The sequence below is a fragment of the Pseudomonas sp. SB113 genome, from assembly GCF_040754745.1.
Taxonomy (GTDB): domain Bacteria; phylum Pseudomonadota; class Gammaproteobacteria; order Pseudomonadales; family Pseudomonadaceae; genus Aquipseudomonas; species Aquipseudomonas grimontii.
This window is the reverse complement of record NZ_JBFMHW010000007.1, coordinates 186485-209145: the sequence shown is the minus strand read 5'-3', so window position 1 is coordinate 209145 and position 22661 is coordinate 186485. Positions and strand designations below refer to the sequence as shown.

The following is a 22661-nucleotide window of genomic DNA, read 5'->3' as shown; positions in this document are numbered from 1 at the left end:
GCGGAACCATAGGTAGCCGTGACCGCAGCAACGGATATGTACTCACCCAAACCCAGCGGAGATTAAAGCCCTTCCAACTCCGCCATCAAATCACTCAACCGCTCCACCTTCTCCGCGCTGATCTCATTGGCCGCCAACCCCTCGATGTACTCGGCCAATTGCGCCACCGTGCTGCACTCGAACATCGCCCTTAGCGGCACATCCCGCTGCAGGGTCTTCTGCACCCGTGAGGCAATCTGCGTGGCCAGCAACGAGTGCCCGCCCAGTTCGAAGAAGTTGTCCTGCACGCCTACCCGTTCGACTTTCAGCACCTCGACCCAGATCGCGGCCAAGGTGTTTTCCAGTTCGTTGCGCGGCGCCAGGTAGTCCTGGCTGTGCAACTGGCCAATCTCCAGTTCAGGCAGGGCCTTGCGGTCGAGTTTGCCGTTGGCGTTGAGCGGCAGGCGCTCGAGCCATAGCCAATGCAGCGGCACCATGTACTCCGGCAGTTCAGCGCGCAGGCGTTGCTTGATACGGTCCAGGCGTTCGCTCGGGTTGAGGGTTTCATCGGCGGCCACCAGGTAACCCACCAGATGCTTGCCGTTGACGCCTTCCTGCACGCCCACCGCCGCATCGCGCACGTGCAGTTGCTCGTGCAGGCGCGCTTCGATTTCACCCAGCTCGATGCGGTAGCCGCGAATCTTCACCTGATGGTCGATACGCCCGACGTACTCCAGCACGCCATCGCTGCGCCGCCGTGCCAGGTCGCCGGTACGGTACAGGCGCTCGCCCGGTGCGCCGAACGGGTTCGGTACAAACACCTGGGCGGTGCGCAGCGGATCGCTGACATAGCCGCGGCCGACCCCGGTGCCGGCCACGCACAGTTCACCGACCGCGCCCTGGGGCACCAACTCCAGCGCGCCATCCACTACGTACAAACGGTTATTGTCGGTCGGCGTCCCAATCGGCAGGTAAGTGCCACGGGTGGACGCCGGATCGACGCGAAAGAACGCCACGTCGTCAGAACATTCCGCCGGGCCATAAGCGTTGACCAGGCCGATGTCCGGGTAACGCACCAACCACTGGTGCGCCAGTTCCGGCGGCATCGCTTCACCGGTTGGCAGCATCCAGCGCAAACCTTCCAGACTGATTCGATCCTGGGCGAGCATGCCCTGGATCAGCGATGGCACGCTTTCCAACACGCTGATGCCGTGTGCCTGCACATGTGCCAGCAAGCCCTGAGGATCGTGGGCGATGCTGTTCGGGACAATATCCACCCGCGCACCGAACAGCGGCGCGGCGAGGAATTGCCACACGGAAATATCGAAGCTTTGTGAAGCGGTCTGCGCGATCACATCCGTTGCGCTCAGTTGCAGGTACGGCACCTTGCTCAATTGGTTATTGAGCATGCCGCGCTGTTCGACCATCACGCCTTTGGGCAGGCCGGTGGAGCCCGAGGTGTAGATCACGTAGGCAAGGTTGTCCGGGCCGCTGTAGATGCCCGGATTTTCCCCACGGGCAGGCACCTCCTCCCACACCAGCAACTGGCAGTCGACACCGTCCAGCAACTCGATGGCCTGCTCACGGCACGCCTCGGTGCATACCAGCAACGGTGTGCGACTCAGGTCAATGATGCGGCTCAAGCGCTGGCTCGGCAGGCCCGGGTCCAACGGCAGGTAACCGGCGCCGGCCTTGAAGCTGCCGATGATCATGCCCAGCAGGTCCAGGTTACGCTCGGCCAGCAACGCCACCGGTTGGTCCAGGCCGACGCCCGCCGCAATCAGCGCATGACCCAGGCCGTTACTGCGGCGGTTCAACTCGTCATAGGTCCATTGCTGGTCCAGGCAACTGGCGGCGATGCGCTGCGGATGCGCGCTCACCTGCGCCTCGAACAACTCGATATAGCTGCGCTCCAACGGGTAGGCGTGTTCGCTCTGGTTGCAGCCGTCCAACAGGAACGCGCGCTCCTGCTCGCCCATCAGCGGCAGGTCGGCCATATCACCGTGGAAGCCCTGCACCAACGCCAGCAGCAGGCGCTTGAATTCGCCGAGCATGCCTTGCACGGTGGTTTCGTCGAAGTAACGCTGGTCGTAGGACAGGTGCAGGCCGAGGTCATCGCCCGGATAGCACACGGCAGTCAGCGGGAAGTTGGTGTGGGTGCGGCCGGAGTCCGAGGTCGCGTTCAGGCTTTGGGCGCGGTCCAACACCGAGACTTCCACCGGGGCGTTTTCAAACACGAACAGGCTGTCGAACAGCGGCTGGCCCTTGGGCAACTCGCTGTGTTCCTGGATCGTCACCAGCGGCAGGTATTCGTACTCGCGCAGCTGCATATTGCTGTCGAGCAACGCGCTCAACCACTGGCGCACGCTGCAGCGCTGGTCGTCCTCGGGCAGCTTCACACGCAGCGCGATGCTATTGATAAACAGGCCGACGGTGCGTTGCATCTCGGGCATTTCTACCGGGCGCCCGGCCACGGTGACGCCGAACAGCACGTCACGGTCGCCACTCAAGCGTCGCAGCACCAGCGCCCACGCCGCCTGGGCAAAAGTGTTGACGGTGAGTTGATGGGCCTGGGCCAGTTCGCGCAGTTGCGCACCATCACGGGCGTCGAGCCGGGTGTAGCAGTCGCCCACCACCATGCCGCCGCTGTGGCCGGCATGTTCGCGCAGGAACGGCCGGTCGCTCGGGATCGGCGTGGTGCGCTCGAACCCTTGCAGGTTTTGCTGCCACCACTGGCGTGCTTCGGCGAGGTTCTGGCGTTGCAGCCAGGCGATGTAGTCGCGGTAGCGCGGTGGCGTGGCCAACTGCGCGTCGCGACCTTCGCCGAGGGCCGTGTAGAGGTCGAAGAAGTCATTCATCAACAGCGAACGGCACCAGGCATCAATAAGGATGTGGTGGTTGCTCATCATGAACCAGTAGCGCGCTTCACCGACACGGATCAACCGCAGGTGAAACGGCGCCTGGTTGAGCAGATCGAAACCGGCTTCGCGCTCGGCCTTGAGCAGCGCTTGCAGGCGCGGTTCATGTTCGCTTTGCGGATCGGCACTCCAATCCAGGTACTCGATCGGCGTGCTGCCCGGCTTGTGGATCACTTGCAGCATGTCTTCGCCGACGTTCCAGCAGAACGAGGCGCGCAAGGCTTCGTGGCGGGCGATCACCGCTTGCCAGGCCTGGGCGAAACGCTCGGGGTCCAACACGCTGTTAATGCGGTAGCGGTCCTGCATGTAGTAGAGGCCGGTGCCCGGTTCAAGCAGGGTGTGCAGCAGCAACCCCTCTTGCATCGGGGTCAGCGGGTACACATCTTCGATGGCGCTGGCCGGTACCGGCAACGTATTCAGTTGCGGCTGGGTCAGGCGGGCCAGGGGGAAGTCGGACGGTGTCAGGCCGCCAGCGTTGTCCTCAAGGCAGTGGGCAACCAGGTTGTGCAGTTCGGCCAGGTAGGCCTGCGCCAGTTCCTGGATGGTCTGTTGGTCGTGGCGTTCGCGGCTGAAGGTCCAGCGCAGCACCAGTTCGCCGCCGTACACCTGGCTGTCGACGCTCAGCTCGTTGGGCAGCGGTGCGTCCAAGTCATGGGCCAGGCCCGCCGATTCGTCCAGCGGGTGGAACAACGCATCATCGCCAAAGCTCTGGTCGAACTGGCCGAGGTAGTTGAAGGTGATCTGCGCGCTTGGCAGCGCGGCCATGCTTTGTTTGCACGCGTCGTCCGCCAGGTAGCGCAGCACGCCATAACCCAGGCCTTTATGGGGCACGGCACGCAGCTGTTCCTTGATCGCCTTGATCGAGTCGCCCTGCCCCACGTGCGGGGTCAAGCGCAGCGGGTAAGCGCTGGTGAACCAGCCGACGCTGCGGGTCAGGTCGATGTCGTCGAACAGGTTTTCGCGGCCATGGCCTTCGAGTTGGATCAGCGCCGAATCATGCCCGCTCCAGCGGCACAGCACACGGGCCAGTGCAGTCAGCAGCAGGTCGTTGACTTGGGTGCGGTAGGCGCTCGGCGCCTGTTGCAGCAATTGGCGCGTGTGTTCGGCATCCAGGCGTACGCTGACGGTGGCGGCATCACGATTGCGCCGCGAACCGTGCGGGCGGGCCACGGGCAATGCCGCGTCAGGACCGGCCAACCGGGCCTGCCACACGCTCAACTCTTCACGCAGGGATTCGCTGCCGGCATACGCCTGCAAGCGCGCGGCCCAGTCACGCAGGGCGCTGGTCTTGGCCGGCAGGCTGACGGACTGGCCGTCGCTGAGCTGGCGGTAGACGTTTTGCAGGTCCTCGAGCAACACGCGCCACGACACACCGTCCACCACCAGGTGATGGATCGCGATCAGCAAGCGTTGCTGACCTTGCGGGCCGTCCACCAGCAAGGCGCGCAACAGCGGGCCGTGTTCCAGGTCGAGGCTGCGCTGGGTGTCGCTGAACAGCGCAGTGCACTGCGCCATATCGCGCACTTGCGCCTGCATCAGCACGCCGCCCTGGGGCACGGCCAAGTGTTCGGCATGCCATTGCGCATCGCGCCGGGTGAAGCTCAGGCGCAGGGCGTCGTGGTGTTCCAGTACCGCCAGCAGCGCTTGCTCCAGGCGATGAGGCTCGAGCAGTTGCAGCGGTTTGAGCACCAGCGCCTGGTTCCAGTGCTGACGCGCGGGAATATCGGTGTCGAAGAACCAGTGCTGGATCGGCGTGAGGCCCGAGCGACCGGTGAGCACACCTTGCTCGGCGATGACCTGCTCGGCGCGCGTGGCGACCGCGGCCAGGGTTTGCACGGTCTGGTGCTGGAACAGGTCGCGAGGGCTGAAATGAATCCCCGCCTGCCGCGCGCGGCTGACCACCTGGATCGACAGGATCGAATCGCCGCCCAATTCAAAGAAGTTATCGTCGAGGCCGACTTGCTGCACGTTCAACACCGCGCACCAGATCGCCGCCAAGGTGCTTTCCAGCTCGTTGCGCGGGGCCACGTAGTGTTGGCGATTGGCCTCGGGGTCGGGTTGCGGCAAGGCGCGGCGGTCGAGCTTGCCGTTGGCGGTCAGCGGCATGCTGTCGAGGACGATCAGGTGCGCGGGCACCATGTGGTCCGGCAGCTGTTTATGGAGATGGGCCTTGAGATGCGCCTTGAGCGCGTCACGCAAGGTGGCGTGGTCGGCGTCGCTGACCAGGTACGCCACCAGCTGCTTGCCACTCGGCGAATCCAGCGCCAGCACCACCGCCTCGCGCACGGCGGCATGCTCCAGCAGGCGGGTTTCGATCTCGCCCAGCTCGATCCGGAAACCGCGAATCTTCACCTGATGATCGATGCGCCCCAGGTACTCCACCAGGCCATCGGCGCGTTGGCGCACCAGGTCGCCGGTGCGATACAGACGACCGCCATGGCGGGCAAACGGGTCGGCGACAAACCGCTCCGCCGTCATCCCCGGACGTTCGTGGTAACCCTGGGCCAAGCCGGCGCCGCCGACATACAACTCGCCGGTCGCCCCTTGCGGAACCAAGGCCAGGTCGGCGTTGAGAATATAGGCCACGCGGGCGCCGATGATGCTGCCGATCGGCACGCTGCCGGCGCCCTCTTCCAACTGCTGCGGCGCGAGGCTGGCCAGCGGCATGACCACGGTTTCGGTCGGGCCGTAGGCGTTGAAAAACACCTCGGGCTGGAACGCTGCGCGGATACGCTGCAGGTGTTCGCCGGTCAGCGCTTCGCCGCCGGTGATGCACATGCGCACCGGCAAGGTCTGGTGCTGGGTCGCCAGCCACTGCGCCAACTGGCTGCCGTAGCTCGGGGTAAAACCAAGGATGTTGATGCGATGGGTACGAATCAGCCCGCAGATTTCCTCGGCATCCCATTGGCCCTGGGCGCGCAGGACCACTTGCGCACCGCTGAGCAACGGCACCAACAGACGCTCGGTGGCGGCGTCGAAGTTGATTGAATAGAAATGCAGCTCGCAATCGTCCGGGCGCATGCCGAAGCGTTCGATCACGGCCTGGCAATGCATGGCGATTTCACCGTGGGACACCACCACGCCCTTGGGTTTACCGGTGGAGCCGGAGGTGTAGATCAGGTAGGCCTGATGTTGCGGCACGCTGATAAACGGCAGCTCGCCGGCCGGGTAATTCGCCAGCACCGGCAAGTCATCTTCCAGGCACCAGCAAGCCACGGTCGCCGGCAATTCGCCGAGGGCTTCGAACATCGCTGCATCGCTGAGCAGCAGGCCGATGCCGCTGTCTTCGATCATGTAGTGCAGGCGATCCAGCGGGTATTCCGGGTCCAGCGGCACATACGCGCCACCGGCCTTGAGGATCGCCAGCAGGCCGATGACCATTTCCAGCGAGCGCGGCAGCGCCAGGCCGACACGCACCTGCGGGCCGACGCCACGCTCGCGCAGCATCCACGCCAGGCGGTTGGCGCGAGCGTCCAGTTCGGCATAAGTGAGGGTGACACCGGCAAAGGTCAGCGCCGGGGCCTGCGCATGCTTGAGCGCCTGACGGCTGAACAGTTGATGGATGCACTGGTCGAGGCGATGCTCGCCGGCTTCCACACCCAGGCTGTCCCGCAACGCACGTTGCTCGGTGGCGCTCAGCAACGGCAGTTCGCTGAGACGTTGTTGCGGGTTGGCGATCAAGGCTTCGAGCAGGTTGCGCCAATGCTCGGCCATGCGCGCGATGCGCGGTTCGTCGAACAGGTCGGTGCTGTAGGTCAGGCAGCAACCCAGGCGGTGATCGAGGTCGGTGACTTCCAGGTTGAGGTCGAACTTGGTCGCGCGGGCATCGTTGGCCAGGTATTCGACGGTCATGCCGGCCAGTTGGCGGCTCTGCTGGAATTCCCAGCGCTGCACGTTGCACATCACCTGGAACAGTGGGTTGTACGCCGCGCTGCGTGGCGGTTGCAGGGCTTCCACCAGATGGTCGAACGGCAGGTCCTGATGGGACTGGCCTTCGATCACGGTGTGACGGACCTGCTCGAACAGCTCAGCAACACTCATCCGCCCAGTGAGCTGGCAACGCAGCACCTGGGTATTGAGGAACGCCCCGATCAACCCTTCGCTTTCCGGGCGAATGCGGTTGGCCACGGGCGCGCCGATGCGCAGGTCGGTCTGGCCGCTGTAGCGGTAGAGCAACACCGCCAGGGTGGCGGTCATGGTCATGAACAGGGTCAGGCCACGTTCGGCGTTGAAGGCACGCACACGAGCGGCGAGATCGTCGCTGAGGTCGAAGCGGTACAGCTCGCCCCGGTGACTTTGCACCGGTGGCCGTGGACGGTCGCCGGGCAATTCGAGCAACGGGTGTTCGTGGCCCAGTTGCGCAGTCCAGTAATCCAGCTGGCGTTGGCGCTCGCCAGACTCCAACCATTGGCGTTGCCACACGCTGTAATCCAGATACTGCACCGGCAACGGTGGCAGCGGAGACAGGCGCTCATCGATAAACGCTTCATACAGCGCGCTGAGTTCACGGGCAAAGATGTCCATGGCCCAGCCTTCGGTGACGATATGGTGCAGGGTCAGCACCAGGTAGTGCTCCTGCTCACCGGCCTTGACCAGGCACGCGCGCAGCAGCGGTCCGGTCTCCAGGTTGAACGGCGTGTGGGCCTCAACATCGGCCAGTTGCCGCAAACGCTGCTCGCGCTCGCTCGCGTTCAACGCAGACATATCCTGCCAACCCATGCGCAGGTCGGTCTGCGCCGAGACCTTTTGACTGGCTACGCCATCGACGCTCGGAAAGGTGGTACGCAGGGTTTCGTGGCGCATGATCAAGGCCTGCAACGCCGCCTCGAAACGCCCCACATCCAGCACGCCACGCAGGCGAGCCATGCCGCCGACGTTATAGGCCGGGCTGTCCGGTTCCATCTGCCACAGGAACCACATGCGCTGCTGGGAATACGACAACGGCACGGGCGCGCTGCGGTCGACGGTGGCGATTGCGGTTTGCTGGTTGCGTTGGCCGCTGGCCTGGATCAGGCCGACTTGCTCGGCAAAAGCGCCCAACTCACTGGCCTCGAACAAGGTGCGCAATGGCAGCTCGACGTCGCAGGCCTGGCGGGTTCGGGAGATGATTTGCGTGGCCAGCAACGAGTGGCCGCCGAGGGCGAAGAAGTCATCGCGCAGGCCGATACGAGGCAAGCCCAGCACTTCCCGCCAGATCGCTGCAATCTGCTGCTGCAAGGGTGTTTCGGGGGCGATGTGCTCGCGGGTTTGCCACACCGGCGCCGGCAATGCGCGACGGTCGAGTTTGCCGCTCGGGCTCAGGGGCATCGCGTCCAGGCGCATCAGTTGCGCGGGCACCATGTACTCCGGCAACTCGGCGGCCAGGGCGGCTTTGACGTCCTGTTCGTCCAGCGCGCTATGGGCGGTGTAGTAACCGATCAACTGGGCGTCACGCACCAGCACCACGGCCTGGGCGATACCGTCCAGGGCCAGCAGGCACGCTTCGATTTCTTCCGGCTCCACCCGGAAGCCGCGCAGCTTGACCTGCTGATCGAGACGGCCGAGGTATTCGAGCACGCCATCGGCGCTCCAGCGTGCGCGGTCACCGGTGCGATACAGACGCGCGCCGGCCTCGCCCAGCGGGTCGGCGACAAAGCGCTCAGCGGTCAAACCGGCACGCCCAAGGTAACCGCGCGCCAGGCCGATGCCGCCAATGCACAGTTCGCCCGGCACACCGGCCGGCAACGGGTTGAGCTGCTCGTCCAGCACGCGGCAGATCACATTGCCCAGCGGCCGGCCGATCGGCGAGCGCTCGCCATCCTCGGCAGTGCAATGCCAGTGGGTGACGTTGATCGCCGTCTCGGTCGGGCCATAGCGGTTGTGCAATTGCACCGCCGGCAACTGCGCCAACACGCGATTGCGCAACTCGGCGGGCAAGGCCTCGCCACCGGAGAACAGGCGCCGCAGGCTGGTGCACTCAGGTACCAGCGGTTCGTCGATAAACAGCTGCAACAGCGGCGGCACAAAGTGCAGCGTGGTTACGCCGTGCGCCTGCACCAACTGCGCGATGCGGTGCGGATCGCGATGTTCGCCAGGGCCGGCCAGCACCAGGCGGCAGCCGGTGATCAGCGGCCAGAAACACTCCCACACCGACACGTCGAAACTGATCGGTGCCTTTTGCATCAGCACGTCGCTGTCATTCAGTTGATACGTGGCCTGCATCCACTGCAAGCGCTCGGCCAGGGCCGCGTGGGTATTGCCCACACCCTTGGGCTGGCCGGTGGAGCCGGAGGTGTAGATCACATAGGCGAGGTTGTCGCCGTGCAGGTGCAGGCCCGGTGGCTGGGTCGGCCAACCGTCGAGGTGCAGGGTGTCCATGGCAATCACGCACACGCCTTCGGCATTCGGCAAGTGTTCCAGTAACGCGGTCTGGGTCAGCAGCAGGTGCACGCCGCTGTCCTTGAGCATGTAGGCCAGGCGCTCGGCGGGGTAATCCGGGTCCAGCGGCACATAGGCGCCACCGGCCTTGATGATCGCCAGCAGGCCGACCAGCAACTGCGGCGAACGCTCGGCAGCGATGGCCACGCACACGTCCGGGCCGACACCTTTGTCGCGCAGGTAATGGGCCAGGCGGTTGGCCTGGGTGTGCAGCTGGGCGAAGGTCAGGCTGCCGTCCTGCCAAACCAGCGCGGTGTTGTCCGAGGTGTGCTGGTTGAGCAGTTCGGGCAGCCATTGTTGAGCGGGTGCGCACGGCGCCTGGCACCACGTTTGCTGTTCATCCTGCTGCATCAGCTGGATGTCGCCGAGGGCTTGCTGCGGTTGCTCACAGACCGCTTGCAACAGGTGGATGTAGTGCTCGGCCAGGCGCTGGATCGTCGCGCTGTCGAACAGTTCATCGGCGTAGTCGAAGGACAGGCTCAGGCGCCCGTTGCGGTCTTCTTCGCTGTGCAGTTGCAGGTCGAACTTGGCTTCGCGGCTGTGCCATGGCAGCTCATCGGCGAGCAGGCCCGGCAGGCGGCGCAAGGCGCTGAGGTCACGTTGCTGATGGTTGAACATGACCTGGAACAGGCCTTGCTCGCGAGCGTGCGGGAAGGCTTCCAGCAGCTGCTCGAACGGCAGGTCCTGATGGGCCTGGGCACCCAATGCCGTCTGGCGGGTGGCGGCCAACAGCTCAGTGAAAGGCAGGCGCCCGTCCAGCTCGGCACGCAGCACCAGGGTGTTGATAAAGAAGCCGATCAGGCCTTGGGTTTCCTGGCGTGGGCGGTTGGCATTGGGCACGCCGATACGGATGTCGCGCTGGCCGCTGTAGCGGTAGAGCAAGGTCTGGAACGCCGCCAGCAACAGCATGAACGGCGTGGACTCATGGGCCTGGGCAGTGTGGCGAATCGCTTCGCTGAGGCTGACACTCAGGCGCGCAGTATGGCGCGACGCGCTGCGGCGTTGCCGGGCCGCTCGCGGGTGGTCGGTGGCCAGGCTCAGGGTCGGATGCTCGTCCCCCAGTTGCTCTTTCCAGTACGCCAGTTGCCGCTGGCCTTCACCGTCGGCCAGCCATTGACGCTGCCAACTGCCGTAATCGGCGTACTGCAAGGCCAGGGGTGGCAACGTCAGGGGCTGACCCTGGCTTGCGGCGGCGTACAAACGCGAGAACTCGTCGATAAGGATATTCAACGACCAGCCGTCCGCGATGATGTGGTGCAGGGTCACCAGCAACTGGTGATCTGCATCGTCCAGGCGCACCAGGGTCACCCACAGCAGCGGGCCTTTTTCCAGGTCGAACAGGGTGCGGGCTTCGTCTTCTCGGATCTGCTGCGCACGGGCTTCACGCTCGGCGACGGGCACGTCGCTGAGATCGATAACCTGCAGGTCGAAATCGCGATTGGCATCCACACGCTGGAAGGCGCGGCCATCGCGTTCATAGAAACGAGTGCGCAGGGCTTCGTGGCGCTGGATCAGGTGCTGGAAGCTCGAGCGCACCGCGTCTTCATCCAACTCGCCACGCAAACGCAGGGCGCCGGGGATGGTGTAGGCGCTGCTTTGCGGGTCCAGTTGCCAGGTGATCCACAGGCGGTTCTGGGCCAGGGATTGCGGCAGCTCTTCCTGGCGTGACAGGGCATGAATAGCACCTTGGGCGATGCCGCCGTCCTGTTGCAGTTGCGCCACGTTGGCAGCAAATGCAGACAGCGTCGGCGCCTCGAACAGCAGGCGCAGGTTCAGCTCCAGACCGAGGGTTTCGCGCAGACGCGCGACCACCTGGGTGGCGGTGATGGAGTTGCCGCCGAGCAGGAAGAAGTGGTCATCGGCCGCGACCGTGGCGACCTGCAACTGCTCGCACCAGATCGCGGCGATCTGGCTTTGCAGTTCGGATTCCAGCGCGGTATCGCTGGCCTGCGCGGGCAGGCCGGGGAACTGCGCGTAGCTGTCGAGGCTGCCATCCACATGGCGAAGCGCACACGCCGCACGCTGCACCTTGCCGCTGGAGGTCTTGGGCAAGGCGCCGGGGTTGAGCAGCACCACCACGCACGGCGCCTCTTGGTAGGCCTCAGCCACGGCTTGGCGAATGGCTTTGATCAGCGCTTCAGGCGGCAGGATCTTCTGCACGCTGCGGCTGATTTCTGCGGCGATGCCGATGCCTTCCAGGCCGTTGTCATTCACCGCAAACGCCGCGACCCGGCCCTTGCGCACCACTTCCACTTCGCGCTCGATGGTCTGTTCGATGTCCTGGGGGTAGAGGTTGTGCCCGCGCACGATCAGCAGGTCTTTCAGGCGGCCGGTGATGTACACCTCACCCTCGCGGATAAAGCCCAGGTCACCGGTGCGCAGCCAGGTGCGGCCGGCATGTTGCACGAAGGTCCTGGCGCTGGCTTCGGGGTTGCGCCAGTAGCCGTGGGCGATGCTCGGGCCGCTGGCCCAGAGTTCGCCGACGCAGTTGTCGGCCAGCTCGGTCAGGGTGTGCGGGTCGGCGATCAGTACCGCGTGTTCCGGCTGGCGGGTGCCGCAACTCATGATCGCACTGCCCTGCCCGGGCTCGGCGCGGTTGGCGGCCAGGGCCTGCGCGTCGACACGCAGCGCGGGGATGCCGTGGCCACGCCGGCCGCCGGCGACAAACAGGGTGGCTTCGGCCAGGCCGTAGGAGGCGAAGAAATTATTCGGGGTAAACCCGCAGGCGGCGAACTTCTCGGCGAAGCGCTCCAGGGTGTCGAGGCGGATCGGCTCGGAGCCGGAATAGGCCACGCGCCAGTTGCTCAAGTCCAGGCGTTCCAGGGCCGAATCACTGACCCGCTCGCTGCACAGGCGGTAAGCGAAATCCGGTCCGCCGCTGATGGTGCCACGGTATTCGCTGATTGCTTCAAGCCAGCGCAACGGCCGGCCGAGGAAGTAGGCCGGCGACATCAACACGCACGGCACGCCGCTGAAGATCGGTTGCAGCAGGCCGCCGATCAGGCCCATGTCGTGGTACAGCGGCAGCCAGCTGACGATCACGTCGTCGGGGTTCAGGTCGATGCCAAAGCCGCGTCGGATCAGCACTTCGTTGGCCACCAGGTTGCCGTGGCTGACTTGCACGCCCTTGGGCAGCGCGGTGGAACCGGAGGTGTATTGCAGGAAGGCGATGTCGTCGGGTTGCAGGTCGGCGGCGCTCCAGGCGCTGGCGGTCTGTGCGTCGAGGGTATCGACACTCAGCACCGGCGGCGCGTTTTCGATCTGCGCGAGGCCATCGGCCAGGCTGGCGATGGTCAGCAGCAGGCGTGGTTCGGCGTCACCGATAATCGACAGCAAGCGCTCCTGGTGATGACGGCGGGTGGACTCCGGCGGGTAGGCCGGCACCGCGATCACCCCGGCGTACAGGCAACCAAAGAACGCCGCGACGTAGTCCGGGCCACTGGGGAACAACAGCACCGCACGGTCGCCCAACTCGGCGTTGGCCTGCAAGGCGGCGGCGATGGTGCGGGCGCGCAGGTCCAGGTCACGGTAACTGAGCACCACGTTGTGCTCGGCCGACTCGGCGAGGAAGCGCAGGGCGACCTGGTCCGGGGTCTGCGCGGCTCGACGTTGAAGGGACTCGACCAGGGTGCGGGGAAGTTCGAAGGCGTCCATCATGGGGTTCCTGCCTGAAATCGGCTTACGGGAAATTCGGCTTACGGGAAAATCGAGAGCAACAGCGATCAGCCGACGGCCAATTGCCGCGCCGCGCCATTGCGCCAGCGGGCCAGGTGTTCGTCGGCGTAGCGGCGCACGCAGCGCAATACGGCACTTTCGTGCTGGATAAGGAAGAAGTGGTGGCCGTCGAACATGTCCAGGGAAAAGCCGCTGGCGGCATCGAGCTGCCAGTCGAGCAACTGGTCGGCGCGCACGCTGTCCTGCTTGCCGCCGAACACATGGATCGGTATGCCCAGCGGCTCACGCTCGCCGTAGATAAAGCTGCCGCACAGCAGGAAGTCGGCGCGCAGGATCGGCAGCATCAACTGCATCAATTCGGGGTTGGCCAGGGCTTCCTCGGCAGTGCCTTGCAGTTCGCGCAGGCGGGCAATCAGTTGCTCGTCGGTCTTTTCGATGGCGTATTCGCTGACATCACGGCGGGCCGGGCCAGCCGTGCCGGAGGCGAACAGTGCCAACGGCGCTGGAACATTTCGCGCGTTTAGCGCATGGGCCAATTCAAAGGCCAGCAGGCCACCAAGGCTATGGCCGAACAACGCGTAAGGGCCGCTCAGGTCGCGGCTGATTTCTTCCGCGAGCTGCGCCGCCAAGGCCTTGATATCACGTTGCAGGGGCTCGTCCATGCGCATGCCACGGCCAGGCAATTCCAGCGGGCACACCTGCAACCACTCCGGCAGGGTGCGGCGCCAACGTGCGTAAACCATGGCACTGGCGCCCGAATAGGGCAGGCAGAACAGGCGCAGTCGAGTCGGCATAGTCATCGAGCGACGACTCCAAACTGAAACACGCTGTGCGCACGGTAAAAACCCATTTCGTCCTCCTGCGGGTGCTGATCCCTGGCCGCTTGACTAACGGCCCTGTCACCCAGAAGAACGGACGGCACCGGCAAATAATTAGTCGCCGGTTACCTGTGAGGGGTGGTTCACACCGAACAAGAAAGCATAAGATTAGTTCGTCTTCTCATTTGACAATCATTATCATTAAGCATAATTTGTTGCCCGATGTGTAGGAGGCTTCAGCAAGGACGCCCTCCCCTAACTTCTTCGCGACAAGGTGATTTTCCATGACGGAACAAGTATCCACAGGCAGGTGCGACTCACCGCTTCTCCAGGCGTTCGTAGACAATCGGCTGATTTTGGTGAAGATCGCAGCACGTATTACCGGGTGCCGCTCCCGAGCCGAAGACGTCGTGCAGGACGCCTACTTCCGCCTGCAATCGGCGCCGACGATCACGTCATCGTTCAAGGCCCAACTGAGTTATCTGTTCCAGATCGTGCGCAACCTGGCGATCGATCACTACCGCAAGCAGGCCCTGGAGCTCAAATACTCCGGGACGGAAGAGGAAGGCTTGAATGTGGTTATTCACGGCGCTTCACCGGAAACCTCCCACATTAATTTCAATACCCTGGAAAACATCGCCGACGCGCTGACGGAGTTGCCCCAGCGCACCCGCTACGCGTTCGAGATGTACCGCCTGCACGGCGTGCCGCAAAAGGACATCGCCAAGGAATTGGGGGTTTCACCGACGTTGGTGAACTTCATGATTCGCGATGCGCTGGTGCACTGCCGCAAGGTGTCGGGCAACCATAGCGATACGTTTGCGCGTCGAGTTTGACCTCAGGGCACCGCCATCACATCAATGCGATACGGCTCGAAAATCTTCAGCATTTCGCCGCTATCGCGCAGTCGCTTGAGCAACGCCGAAAACGCCTCGCCCGTGATCGGCGCCTTGGGCCGCAGCAACGCGTAATGGTGATAAACCTGATCGATGCGCTCCGACACCAGGAACTGCCCGGCCATATCCTCATTGCGCGCCATGAAGTCACTCAAGTACGAACGGGTCACCAGGGCGATGTCCGCACGTCCGCGCGCAACCATCAGCAGGTTGCTGTCATGGGAGTAGGTCAACGTGGCGTTGAAGTGCTCGGCCATGTACTTGGGGTCGGGGTTGAAGTTGGCAAAGGCGTAGTGATAACCGCTGAACACCGCCAGGCGCTTGCCGGCCAGGTCGGCGAAATAGCGTTGGTCACGGCCGGGATCACGCTGGGCGACGAAGATTTCCGCATCCTCAAGCCCCATGTCGACGCTGGTGTGGGGAATTTTCTGCCAGCCCCAGGCAGGATTTTCGAAGATGGCCACGTCGACCCGGCCCTGCTCGAAATCGCGGAAGCGCCTGGGGATGGAGGTGGGCACCAACACAAACTGGTAGTCGGTTTGCGAGGCGTTCAGGGCCTCCACCAGTTGCGGTAACAAACCGGTGTCGGCGCCCTTCTCTGGGCGCACGGTATAGGGCGGGAAATGCGCCGCGCCGATGCGCACCAGTTGCGCAGCCGAAGCCGGCAACCATGCTGCGGTGCCGAGTGCCCATAAAGTAAGTCCTGCAGCCAACCGCCATGGCGATAACATCAAGGCACACACCGTTCAATACATCGATGGCGATAAGCTAGGCGTTTTTGTCCAGCGAGACAACTTTCCGTCGGCAAATTAATAGCTTGCGCCTCAATCGGCCTTCAAAACCATCAGTAAGGCTTCTTCGGCCAATTGCTCCAGGGTCAGGCTGCCCTCGGCGCGAAACCAGGTGGTGGTCCAGGACAAGGCCCCGGTGAGGAAGCGGCGCGCAATAAATACATCGCCCTTGATGTAGCCCGCCGCCTTGGCCTCGCCCAATACCTGCAGCCAAATGTCTTCATATACATCGCGCAGGGCCAGCACGTGGGCCTGGCCGTCGGCCGACAGCGAACGCCATTCATACACCAGCACCGCCATGGCCTCGCCGCTGCCGCCCATGATCGACTGCAACTCGCAGCGAATCAGCGCCAGCACACGTTCGCGCACGTTGGTCGCCTCCTCGAGCGAGGCGCGCATCAAGGCCGTGTTGTAGTGGATGGTTTCCTCCATCACCGCGCGCAGGATCTCATCCTTGCTCTTGAAGTGATGAAAGATGCTGCCGGACTGAATGCCCACGGCGCTGGCCAGGTCACGCACGGTGGTGCGCTCAAAGCCCTTGTTGCGAAACAGGTGAGCCGCGGTTTGCAGCAACTTGCCCCGGGCACTGTCGGGGTCGGTCAATTGGCCGCCGTCGACCATGGTGCGCATTACCCGCAGGGCTTTGTGCTCATCCATGCTGCTCTCCTCTACTTCTACTGACGTCTTGGCCGGCAATTTAGGCCGTGCCAGTCACCCAAGCAAGCGCTTGGCTAAAACTTGTGACCAGAGTTTACAAACCAAGCGCTTGCTTGGTAGTCTCATTACCAGCCATTCGAGGAAGGATTTCTCATGAGCAAAACGGTTCGTATCGGCTGCGCCAGCGCCTTCTGGGGCGACACCTGCACTGCCGCCGCGCAGTTGGTGCACGGCGGCAAGCTGGATTACCTGGTGTTCGACTACCTGGCGGAAGTCACGATGTCGATCCTCGCCGGTGCCCGGATGAAAGATCCCCAGGCCGGCTACGCCACGGATTTTGTCGAGGTACTCACGCCGTTGCTGGCCGAGATCCAACGCCAGGGCATCCGCGTGATCAGCAACGCCGGCGGCATCCACCCCCAAGCCTGCGCCGCTGCCCTGCAAGCTGCCTGCGATAAAGCCCAAGTTCCGCTGAAAATCGCCGTGCTGCTGGGCGATGACCTGCAACCGCGGCTCAAGCACCGGCACGGCATCACCGACATGTTCAACGGCGCGCCGCTGCCGCCGATGTGCGTGTCCGCCAATGCCTACCTCGGCGCACCAGGCATCACGCAGGCGCTGCAACTGGGCGCGGACATCGTCATCACTGGACGGGTGGTCGACAGCGCGGTGGTCAGCGCGGCGTTGGTGCATGAATTCGGTTGGTCGTGGCAGGACTACGATCGCCTCGCCCAGGCAGCCTTGGCCGGGCATATCATCGAATGCGGCGCGCAGTGCACCGGCGGCAACTTCACCGACTGGCGCGATGTGCCCGACTACGAGCACATCGGTTTCCCCATCGTCGACGTCAGCGCCGACGGCCAGTTCACGGTCAATAAAGTCGAGGGCAGCGGTGGCCTGATCAGCGAACTGAGCGTGGCCGAACAGCTGTTGTATGAAATCGGCGATCCACGCGCGTATCTGCTGCCCGATGTGATCTGCGACTTCAGCCAGGTCAAGCTGCAGCAGCAAGGCAAACATTGCGTACGCCTGCACGGCGCCAAGGGCCTGCCGCCGACCGCGCAATACAAGGTCAGCGCCACCTACCCGGAGGGCTTTCGCTGCACCGCCAGTTGCCTGATCGCCGGGATCGATGCGGTGGCCAAGGCCGAGCGGGTCAGCCAGGCGATCATCAACAAGACCTCGGAACTGTTCAGCCAGCGCGGTTGGGCGCCCTACACCGACGTGAACATCGAACTGCTCGGCAGCGAAGCGACGTATGGCGCTCACGCCCTGCGCCACGACTGCCGTGAGGTGGTGGTCAAGCTGGCGGTGCGACACCCGAGCAAGCAGGCGCTGGTGTTGTTCGCCCGCGAGATCGCCCAGGCTGCCACCGGGATGGCGCCGGGACTGACCGGGATTGTCGGCGGGCGGCCAACGGTCTACCCGTTGATCCGCTTGTTCTCGTTCATGATCGATAAGGCCGCCTGCGAGGTGGTGATCGACTTCCAGGGCCAACGCCACGTCTGCGCGTTGCCCATCGCTGACGCCCCGCTCCTGCCTGCCGCCCCGATGGACCCGCCCAAACCCCAAGGCCGCGCCGACGCAAGCGTACCGCTGGTGAAACTCGCCGTGGCGCGCTCCGGCGACAAGGGCAACCACAGCAATATCGGGGTCATCGCCCGCGCCCCCGAGTACCTGCCGTGGATCGCCGAAGCGCTGACCCCGGAGGTACTCGTCGACTGGATGGGCCACGTGCTCGACCCCGTGCACGGCCGCGTCGAACGCTGGTATTTGCCCGGCAGCCACAGCCTCAACTTCCTGCTGGAAAACGCCCTCGGCGGCGGCGGCATCGCCAGCCTGCGCATCGATCCCCAGGGCAAGGCCTTCGCCCAGCAACTGTTGGAAATCCCCATCGCCGTGCCGCAACACATCGCCGATCAACTCACTTAAAGGAGCGCTGCCGTGGCCTTCGACTCGATCTTCAAAGCCGGCCTGTTCCAGGGCCACACCGTGATCGTCACCGGCGGTGGCAGCGGGATTGGCCGCTGCACCGCCCATGAGCTGGCGGCCCTGGGGGCCCAGGTCATCCTCGTTGGGCGCAAGCCGGAAAAACTCGCCAAGGTCGCGACTGAAATTACCGAAGACGGCGGCACCGCACATTGGCAGGCCTGCGACATTCGTGACGAAGAGGCGGTGAAGGCGCTGGTCACACAGCTTATTCACGCGCACGGGCCGATCCATGGCCTGGTGAATAACGCCGGTGGGCAGTATCCGTCGCCGCTGGCGTCGATCAACCAAAAGGGTTTTGAAACCGTGCTGCGCACCAACCTGGTCGGCGGTTTCCTGATGGCACGGGAAGTATTCAACCAGTCGATGAGCAAGCACGGTGGGGCCATCGTCAACATGCTCGCCGACATGTGGGGCGGCATGCCCGGCATGGGCCACTCCGGTGCGGCGCGAGCGGGCATGGACAACTTCACCAAGACCGCCGCCTTCGAGTGGGGGTGCGCCGGGGTGCGGGTCAACGCCGTGGCGCCGGGCTGGATCGCGTCCAGCGGCATGGACACCTACGAAGGCGCGTTCAAGGCAGTGATCCCCACCCTGCGTGAACACGTGCCGCTCAAGCGCATCGGCACCGAGTCGGAAGTCAGCGCCGCCATCGTGTTTCTGCTCAGCCCTGCCGCCGCGTTTATCAGCGGCAGCACCCTGCGTATCGACGGCGCCGCCAGCCTCGGCAGCCGTGCCTGGCCGCTGCACAAGGCGCAACCACCGAGTGAAGCGTTCAACGGTTTCCACCGCGCGTACTTGCCCGATGTGCTCAAGGGGGAGCAATAAACCATGCCGGCGATTGACAGCCTGATCGATCCCCACAGCCCGCTGTTTGCGCAAAACCGCGCCGCCATGCTGGCTGGCATCCAACACCTGCACCAGCTGGAACAGGCCCTGCTGAGCAAGGCCCAGGAGGCCAAGCCTAAGTTCGACAAACGCGGCCAACTGCTGCCGCGCGAGCGCCTCAACCTGCTGCTGGACCCTGGCGCACCGTTCTTGGAACTGGCGAGCCTGGCTGGCTACAAGCTGCATGATGACAAGGACGGCAGCGCCGCCGGCGGTGGATTGATCGCCGGTATCGGCTACGTCAGCGGCGTGCGCATGCTGGTGGTGGCCAACAACAGCGCGATCAAGGGCGGCACCATTTCGCCCTCCGGCCTGAAAAAATCCCTGCGCCTGCAACAGATCGCCATGGAAAACAAACTGCCGGTGGTGACCCTCGCCGAAAGCGGCGGCGCCAACCTCAACTATGCCGCGGAGATTTTTGTCGAAGGCGCACGCAGCTTTGCCAACCAGGCGCGCATGTCGGCCATGGGCTTGCCGCAGATCACCGTGGTGCATGGCTCGGCCACCGCCGGTGGTGCGTACCAGCCAGGGCTGTCGGATTACGTGGTGGTGGTACGCGGTAAGGCCAAGCTGTTCCTCGCCGGCCCGCCGTTGCTCAAGGCGGCGACCGGTGAAGTCGCCACCGATGAGGAGTTGGGCGGCGCCGAGATGCATGCGCAAATCGCCGGCACCGCTGAATACCTGGCGGAAAACGACGCCGACGGCGTGCGCATCGTGCGAGAAATCGTCAGCCTGTTGCCCTGGAATGACCGCCTGCCGCTGGCGCCAAAACGCGCATATCAGGAACCGCTGTACCCCATCGACGACCTGCTGGGGCTGATCCCCGATGACCCGAAAAAGCCCTACGACGTGCGCGAAATCCTAGCGCGCCTGGCCGACGGCTCGCAGTTCCTCGAGTTCAAGGGAGAGTTCGACGCCCATACCGTCTGCGGCCATCTGCACATTCAAGGCCGCGCGGTCGGCGTGATCGGCAACAACGGCCCGATCACGCCCAAGGGCGCGAGCAAGGCGGCGCAGTTTATCCAGCTGTGCGACCAGAGCCGCACGCCGCTGCTGTTCCTGCACAACACCACCGGCTTCATGGTCGGTACCGAATCGGAGCAGCAAGGGGTGATCAAACACGGCGCGAAGATGATCCAGGCGGTGGCCAACGCGCGGGTGCCTAAACTCACCGTGGTGGTCGGCGGCTCGTACGGCGCCGGCAACTATGCGATGTGCGGTCGCGGCCTGGACCCGCGTTTTATCTTCGCCTGGCCCAACAGCCGCACAGCGGTGATGGGCGGTGCGCAGGCGGGCAAGGTGCTGCGGATTGTCACCGAGGCCAAACAGCTGAAGGACGGTTTGGTGCCCGATCCCAAAGTGCTGGACATGCTCGAGCAGGTCACCGCGCAGAAGCTCGACAGCCAGTCCACCGCACTGTATGGCAGTGCCAACCTGTGGGACGACGGGCTGATAGATCCCCGGGACACCCGCACGCTGCTGGGGTTTCTGCTGGATATTTGTCACGAGGCCGAAGTCCGGCCATTGCAGCCGAACAGCTTCGGCGTGGCGCGTTTTTAAGGAGAACAATAAAAATGATCTTCACCCAGGAACACCAGGAACTGCGCCGCACCGTCCGCGCCTTCGTGGACCGCGAGATCAACCCCCATGTGGACGAATGGGAAAAAGCCGGGCGCTTCCCCATCCACGACATCTTCCGCAAGGCCGGCGACCTCGGTTTGCTGGGGATCTGCAAACCGGAACAATTCGGTGGCATGGGCCTGGACTACAGCTACTCGATCGTCGCAGCCGAAGAGTTCGGTACCATTCGCTGCGGTGGCATCCCCATGTCCATCGGCGTGCAGACCGATATGTGCACCCCCGCCCTCGCCCGCTTCGGCTCCGATGAGTTGCGCGAAGAATTCCTGTGCCCGGCCATCAGCGGTGAGCAGGTCGGCTGCATCGGCGTCTCGGAAGTCGGCGCCGGTTCCGATGTGGCCGGGCTCAAGACCCATGCGCGCAAGGACGGCGATGACTACGTGATCAACGGCAGCAAGATGTGGATCACCAATTCGCCCAGCGCCGACTTTATCTGCCTGTTGGCCAACACCTCCGACGACAAGCCGCATATCAACAAGTCGCTGATCATGGTGCCGATGAACACCCCCGGCATCAGCGTCAGCCCGCCCCTGGAAAAGCTCGGCATGCACAGCTCCGAGACTGCCCAGGTGTTCTTCGACGGCGTGCGCGTGCCGCAGCGCAACCGCATCGGCCACGAAGGCGCGGGCTTCATGATGCAAATGCTGCAGTTCCAGGAAGAACGCCTGTTTGGCGCAGCCAATATGATCAAGGGCCTGGAGTACTGCATCGACAGCACCATCGCCTACTGCAAGGAGCGCCAGACCTTCGGCAAGGCGCTGATCGACAACCAGGTGATTCACTTCCGCCTGGCCGAACTGGCTACCGAAATCGAATGCCTGCGCGCACTGGTCTACCAGGCCACCGAGCAGTACATCAAGGGCCAGGACGTGACGCGCCTGGCCTCCATGGCCAAGCTCAAGGCCGGGCGCCTGGGCCGCGAAGTCAGCGACAGTTGCCTGCAATACTGGGGCGGCATGGGCTTCATGTGGGACAACCCGGTGGCCCGCGCTTATCGCGACGTGCGCCTGGTGTCGATTGGCGGCGGCGCCGACGAAATCATGCTGGGCATCATCTGCAAACTGATGGGCACTTTGCCTGGGAAAAAGCCATGAATACCCTGCTGCTCGAACCCCATAACGGCGTGCTGCACATCACTCTCAACCGGCCCGAATGCCGCAATGCCATGAGCCTGGAAATGGTCAACGAACTGCGCGCGGTGCTGGCGGCATTGGACAGCCAGGTACGCGCGGTGGTGATCAGCGGCGCAGGCGGGCACTTTTGCGCGGGCGCCGATGTGAAGGATCTGGTCAGCGCCGGCAATCAATTGCAGGCGCTGAACCGGGCGTTTGGCACGTTACTGCAAGAAGTGGAAGCCGTGGCGCAAGTGGTGATCGTCGTGCTGCAAGGCGCCGTGCTGGGCGGTGGGTTTGGCCTGGCCTGCGTAAGCGACATCGCGATTGCCGATCACCAGGCGCAGTTCGGTTTGCCGGAGACCAGCCTGGGGTTGCTGCCGGCCCAGATTGCGCCGTTTGTGGTCAAGCGTATCGGCCTGACCCAAGCGCGACGACTGGCACTCACCGCCGCACGCTTTGATGGATTGGAAGCTCAACGGCTGGGGCTGGTGCACTTCACCGAGTGCGATCCACAGGCATTGGCGGAGCGTTTGGATGAGGTGCTGGGGCAGGTGCTGCGCTGCGCGCCCGGTGCCAACGCGCGCACCAAGGCGCTGCTGCTGGCCAGCGTGGAACAGCCATTGGGGCCGCTGCTGGACCAGGCGGCGCAGTGGTTTGCCGAGGCGGTGACCAGTGCAGAAGGGATTGAGGGGACGCAGGCGTTTGTGCAGAAGCGCAAGCCTGGGTGGTGCAAATGACGCCCGCTGAGCATGGGTATCTACACAATTTTCAGTGGTCTGTGGCGAGGGCGCTTGCTGCCGTGGCGGCCTTCGGGCCGGCCGCTTTTTGGGGTTTGGGTGAGTACATATCCGTTGCTGCGGTAACGGCTGCTTAAGGTTCC

10 protein-coding genes are annotated in these 22661 nt (G+C 64.1%); 6 read left to right on the top strand and 4 right to left on the bottom strand.

Features of this window, described 5'->3' with window-relative positions; genetic code table 11:
* Positions 1–62: 62 nt before the first annotated feature.
* Positions 63–12971 (bottom strand): non-ribosomal peptide synthetase, encoded by a 12909-nt coding sequence (locus AB1462_RS11990; protein WP_367246765.1) that lies wholly within the window; start codon positions 12969–12971, stop codon positions 63–65.
* A 65-nt stretch (positions 12972–13036) separates the two neighbouring features.
* The gene (locus AB1462_RS11985) at positions 13037–13789 is read right to left on the bottom strand and encodes a thioesterase II family protein (protein WP_259195034.1); all 753 of its coding nucleotides are present in this window, start codon (positions 13787–13789) and stop codon (positions 13037–13039) included.
* Between the two features lie 302 nt (positions 13790–14091).
* On the opposite strand from AB1462_RS11985, the gene AB1462_RS11980 reads away from it, so the two are divergent.
* A complete protein-coding gene (locus tag AB1462_RS11980; RefSeq protein WP_027603895.1) occupies positions 14092–14643 on the top strand; it encodes an RNA polymerase factor sigma-70 in 552 nt (183 codons plus the stop codon).
* Between the two features lie 2 nt (positions 14644–14645).
* Here AB1462_RS11980 and AB1462_RS11975 read toward each other — a convergent pair whose 3' ends face one another.
* A complete protein-coding gene (locus tag AB1462_RS11975) occupies positions 14646–15434 on the bottom strand; it encodes an ABC transporter substrate-binding protein (protein ID WP_259195035.1) in 789 nt (262 codons plus the stop codon).
* A 93-nt stretch (positions 15435–15527) separates the two neighbouring features.
* The gene (locus tag AB1462_RS11970) at positions 15528–16151 is read right to left on the bottom strand and encodes a TetR/AcrR family transcriptional regulator (protein ID WP_090399949.1); all 624 of its coding nucleotides are present in this window, start codon (positions 16149–16151) and stop codon (positions 15528–15530) included.
* Between the two features lie 153 nt (positions 16152–16304).
* Here AB1462_RS11970 and AB1462_RS11965 point away from each other — a divergent pair, with 153 nt between their 5' ends.
* Genes AB1462_RS11965 through AB1462_RS11945 form a run of 5 tightly spaced genes read left to right on the top strand, consistent with a single transcriptional unit; the run spans position 16305 to position 22518 of the window.
* A complete protein-coding gene (locus AB1462_RS11965; RefSeq protein ID WP_315337929.1) occupies positions 16305–18083 on the top strand; it encodes an acyclic terpene utilization AtuA family protein in 1779 nt (592 codons plus the stop codon).
* A 12-nt stretch (positions 18084–18095) separates the two neighbouring features.
* Positions 18096–18968 carry an SDR family oxidoreductase gene (locus tag AB1462_RS11960; protein ID WP_090399953.1) on the top strand — a complete coding sequence of 291 codons (873 nt, stop codon included), beginning with the start codon at positions 18096–18098 and terminating at the stop codon, positions 18966–18968.
* A 3-nt stretch (positions 18969–18971) separates the two neighbouring features.
* Entirely contained in the window at positions 18972–20588 is a 1617-nt protein-coding gene (gene atuC, locus AB1462_RS11955) for a geranyl-CoA carboxylase subunit beta (protein ID WP_090399955.1), read from the top strand.
* A 14-nt stretch (positions 20589–20602) separates the two neighbouring features.
* Positions 20603–21760: a citronellyl-CoA dehydrogenase gene (gene atuD, locus AB1462_RS11950; protein ID WP_367246764.1), complete on the top strand. Its 1158-nt coding sequence runs from the start codon at positions 20603–20605 to the stop codon at positions 21758–21760.
* Positions 21757–22518 carry an enoyl-CoA hydratase-related protein gene (locus AB1462_RS11945; protein ID WP_259195040.1) on the top strand — a complete coding sequence of 254 codons (762 nt, stop codon included), beginning with the start codon at positions 21757–21759 and terminating at the stop codon, positions 22516–22518. The genes atuD and AB1462_RS11945 overlap by 4 nt, the downstream gene beginning before the upstream one ends.
* Positions 22519–22661: the final 143 nt, after the last annotated feature.

Excerpts from the sequence above, each read along its gene's own strand:
- AB1462_RS11990 (WP_367246765.1), bottom strand. The coding sequence starts at position 12,971 with ATGATGGACGCCTTCGAACTTCCCCGCACCCTGGTCGAGTCCCTTCAA.
- AB1462_RS11985 (WP_259195034.1), bottom strand. The coding sequence starts at position 13,789 with ATGACTATGCCGACTCGACTGCGCCTGTTCTGCCTGCCCTATTCGGGC.
- AB1462_RS11980 (WP_027603895.1), top strand. The coding sequence starts at position 14,092 with ATGACGGAACAAGTATCCACAGGCAGGTGCGACTCACCGCTTCTCCAG.
- AB1462_RS11975 (WP_259195035.1), bottom strand. The coding sequence starts at position 15,434 with ATGTTATCGCCATGGCGGTTGGCTGCAGGACTTACTTTATGGGCACTC.
- AB1462_RS11970 (WP_090399949.1), bottom strand. The coding sequence starts at position 16,151 with ATGGATGAGCACAAAGCCCTGCGGGTAATGCGCACCATGGTCGACGGC.
- AB1462_RS11965 (WP_315337929.1), top strand. The coding sequence starts at position 16,305 with ATGAGCAAAACGGTTCGTATCGGCTGCGCCAGCGCCTTCTGGGGCGAC.
- atuC (WP_090399955.1), top strand. The coding sequence starts at position 18,972 with ATGCCGGCGATTGACAGCCTGATCGATCCCCACAGCCCGCTGTTTGCG.
- atuD (WP_367246764.1), top strand. The coding sequence starts at position 20,603 with ATGATCTTCACCCAGGAACACCAGGAACTGCGCCGCACCGTCCGCGCC.
- AB1462_RS11945 (WP_259195040.1), top strand. The coding sequence starts at position 21,757 with ATGAATACCCTGCTGCTCGAACCCCATAACGGCGTGCTGCACATCACT.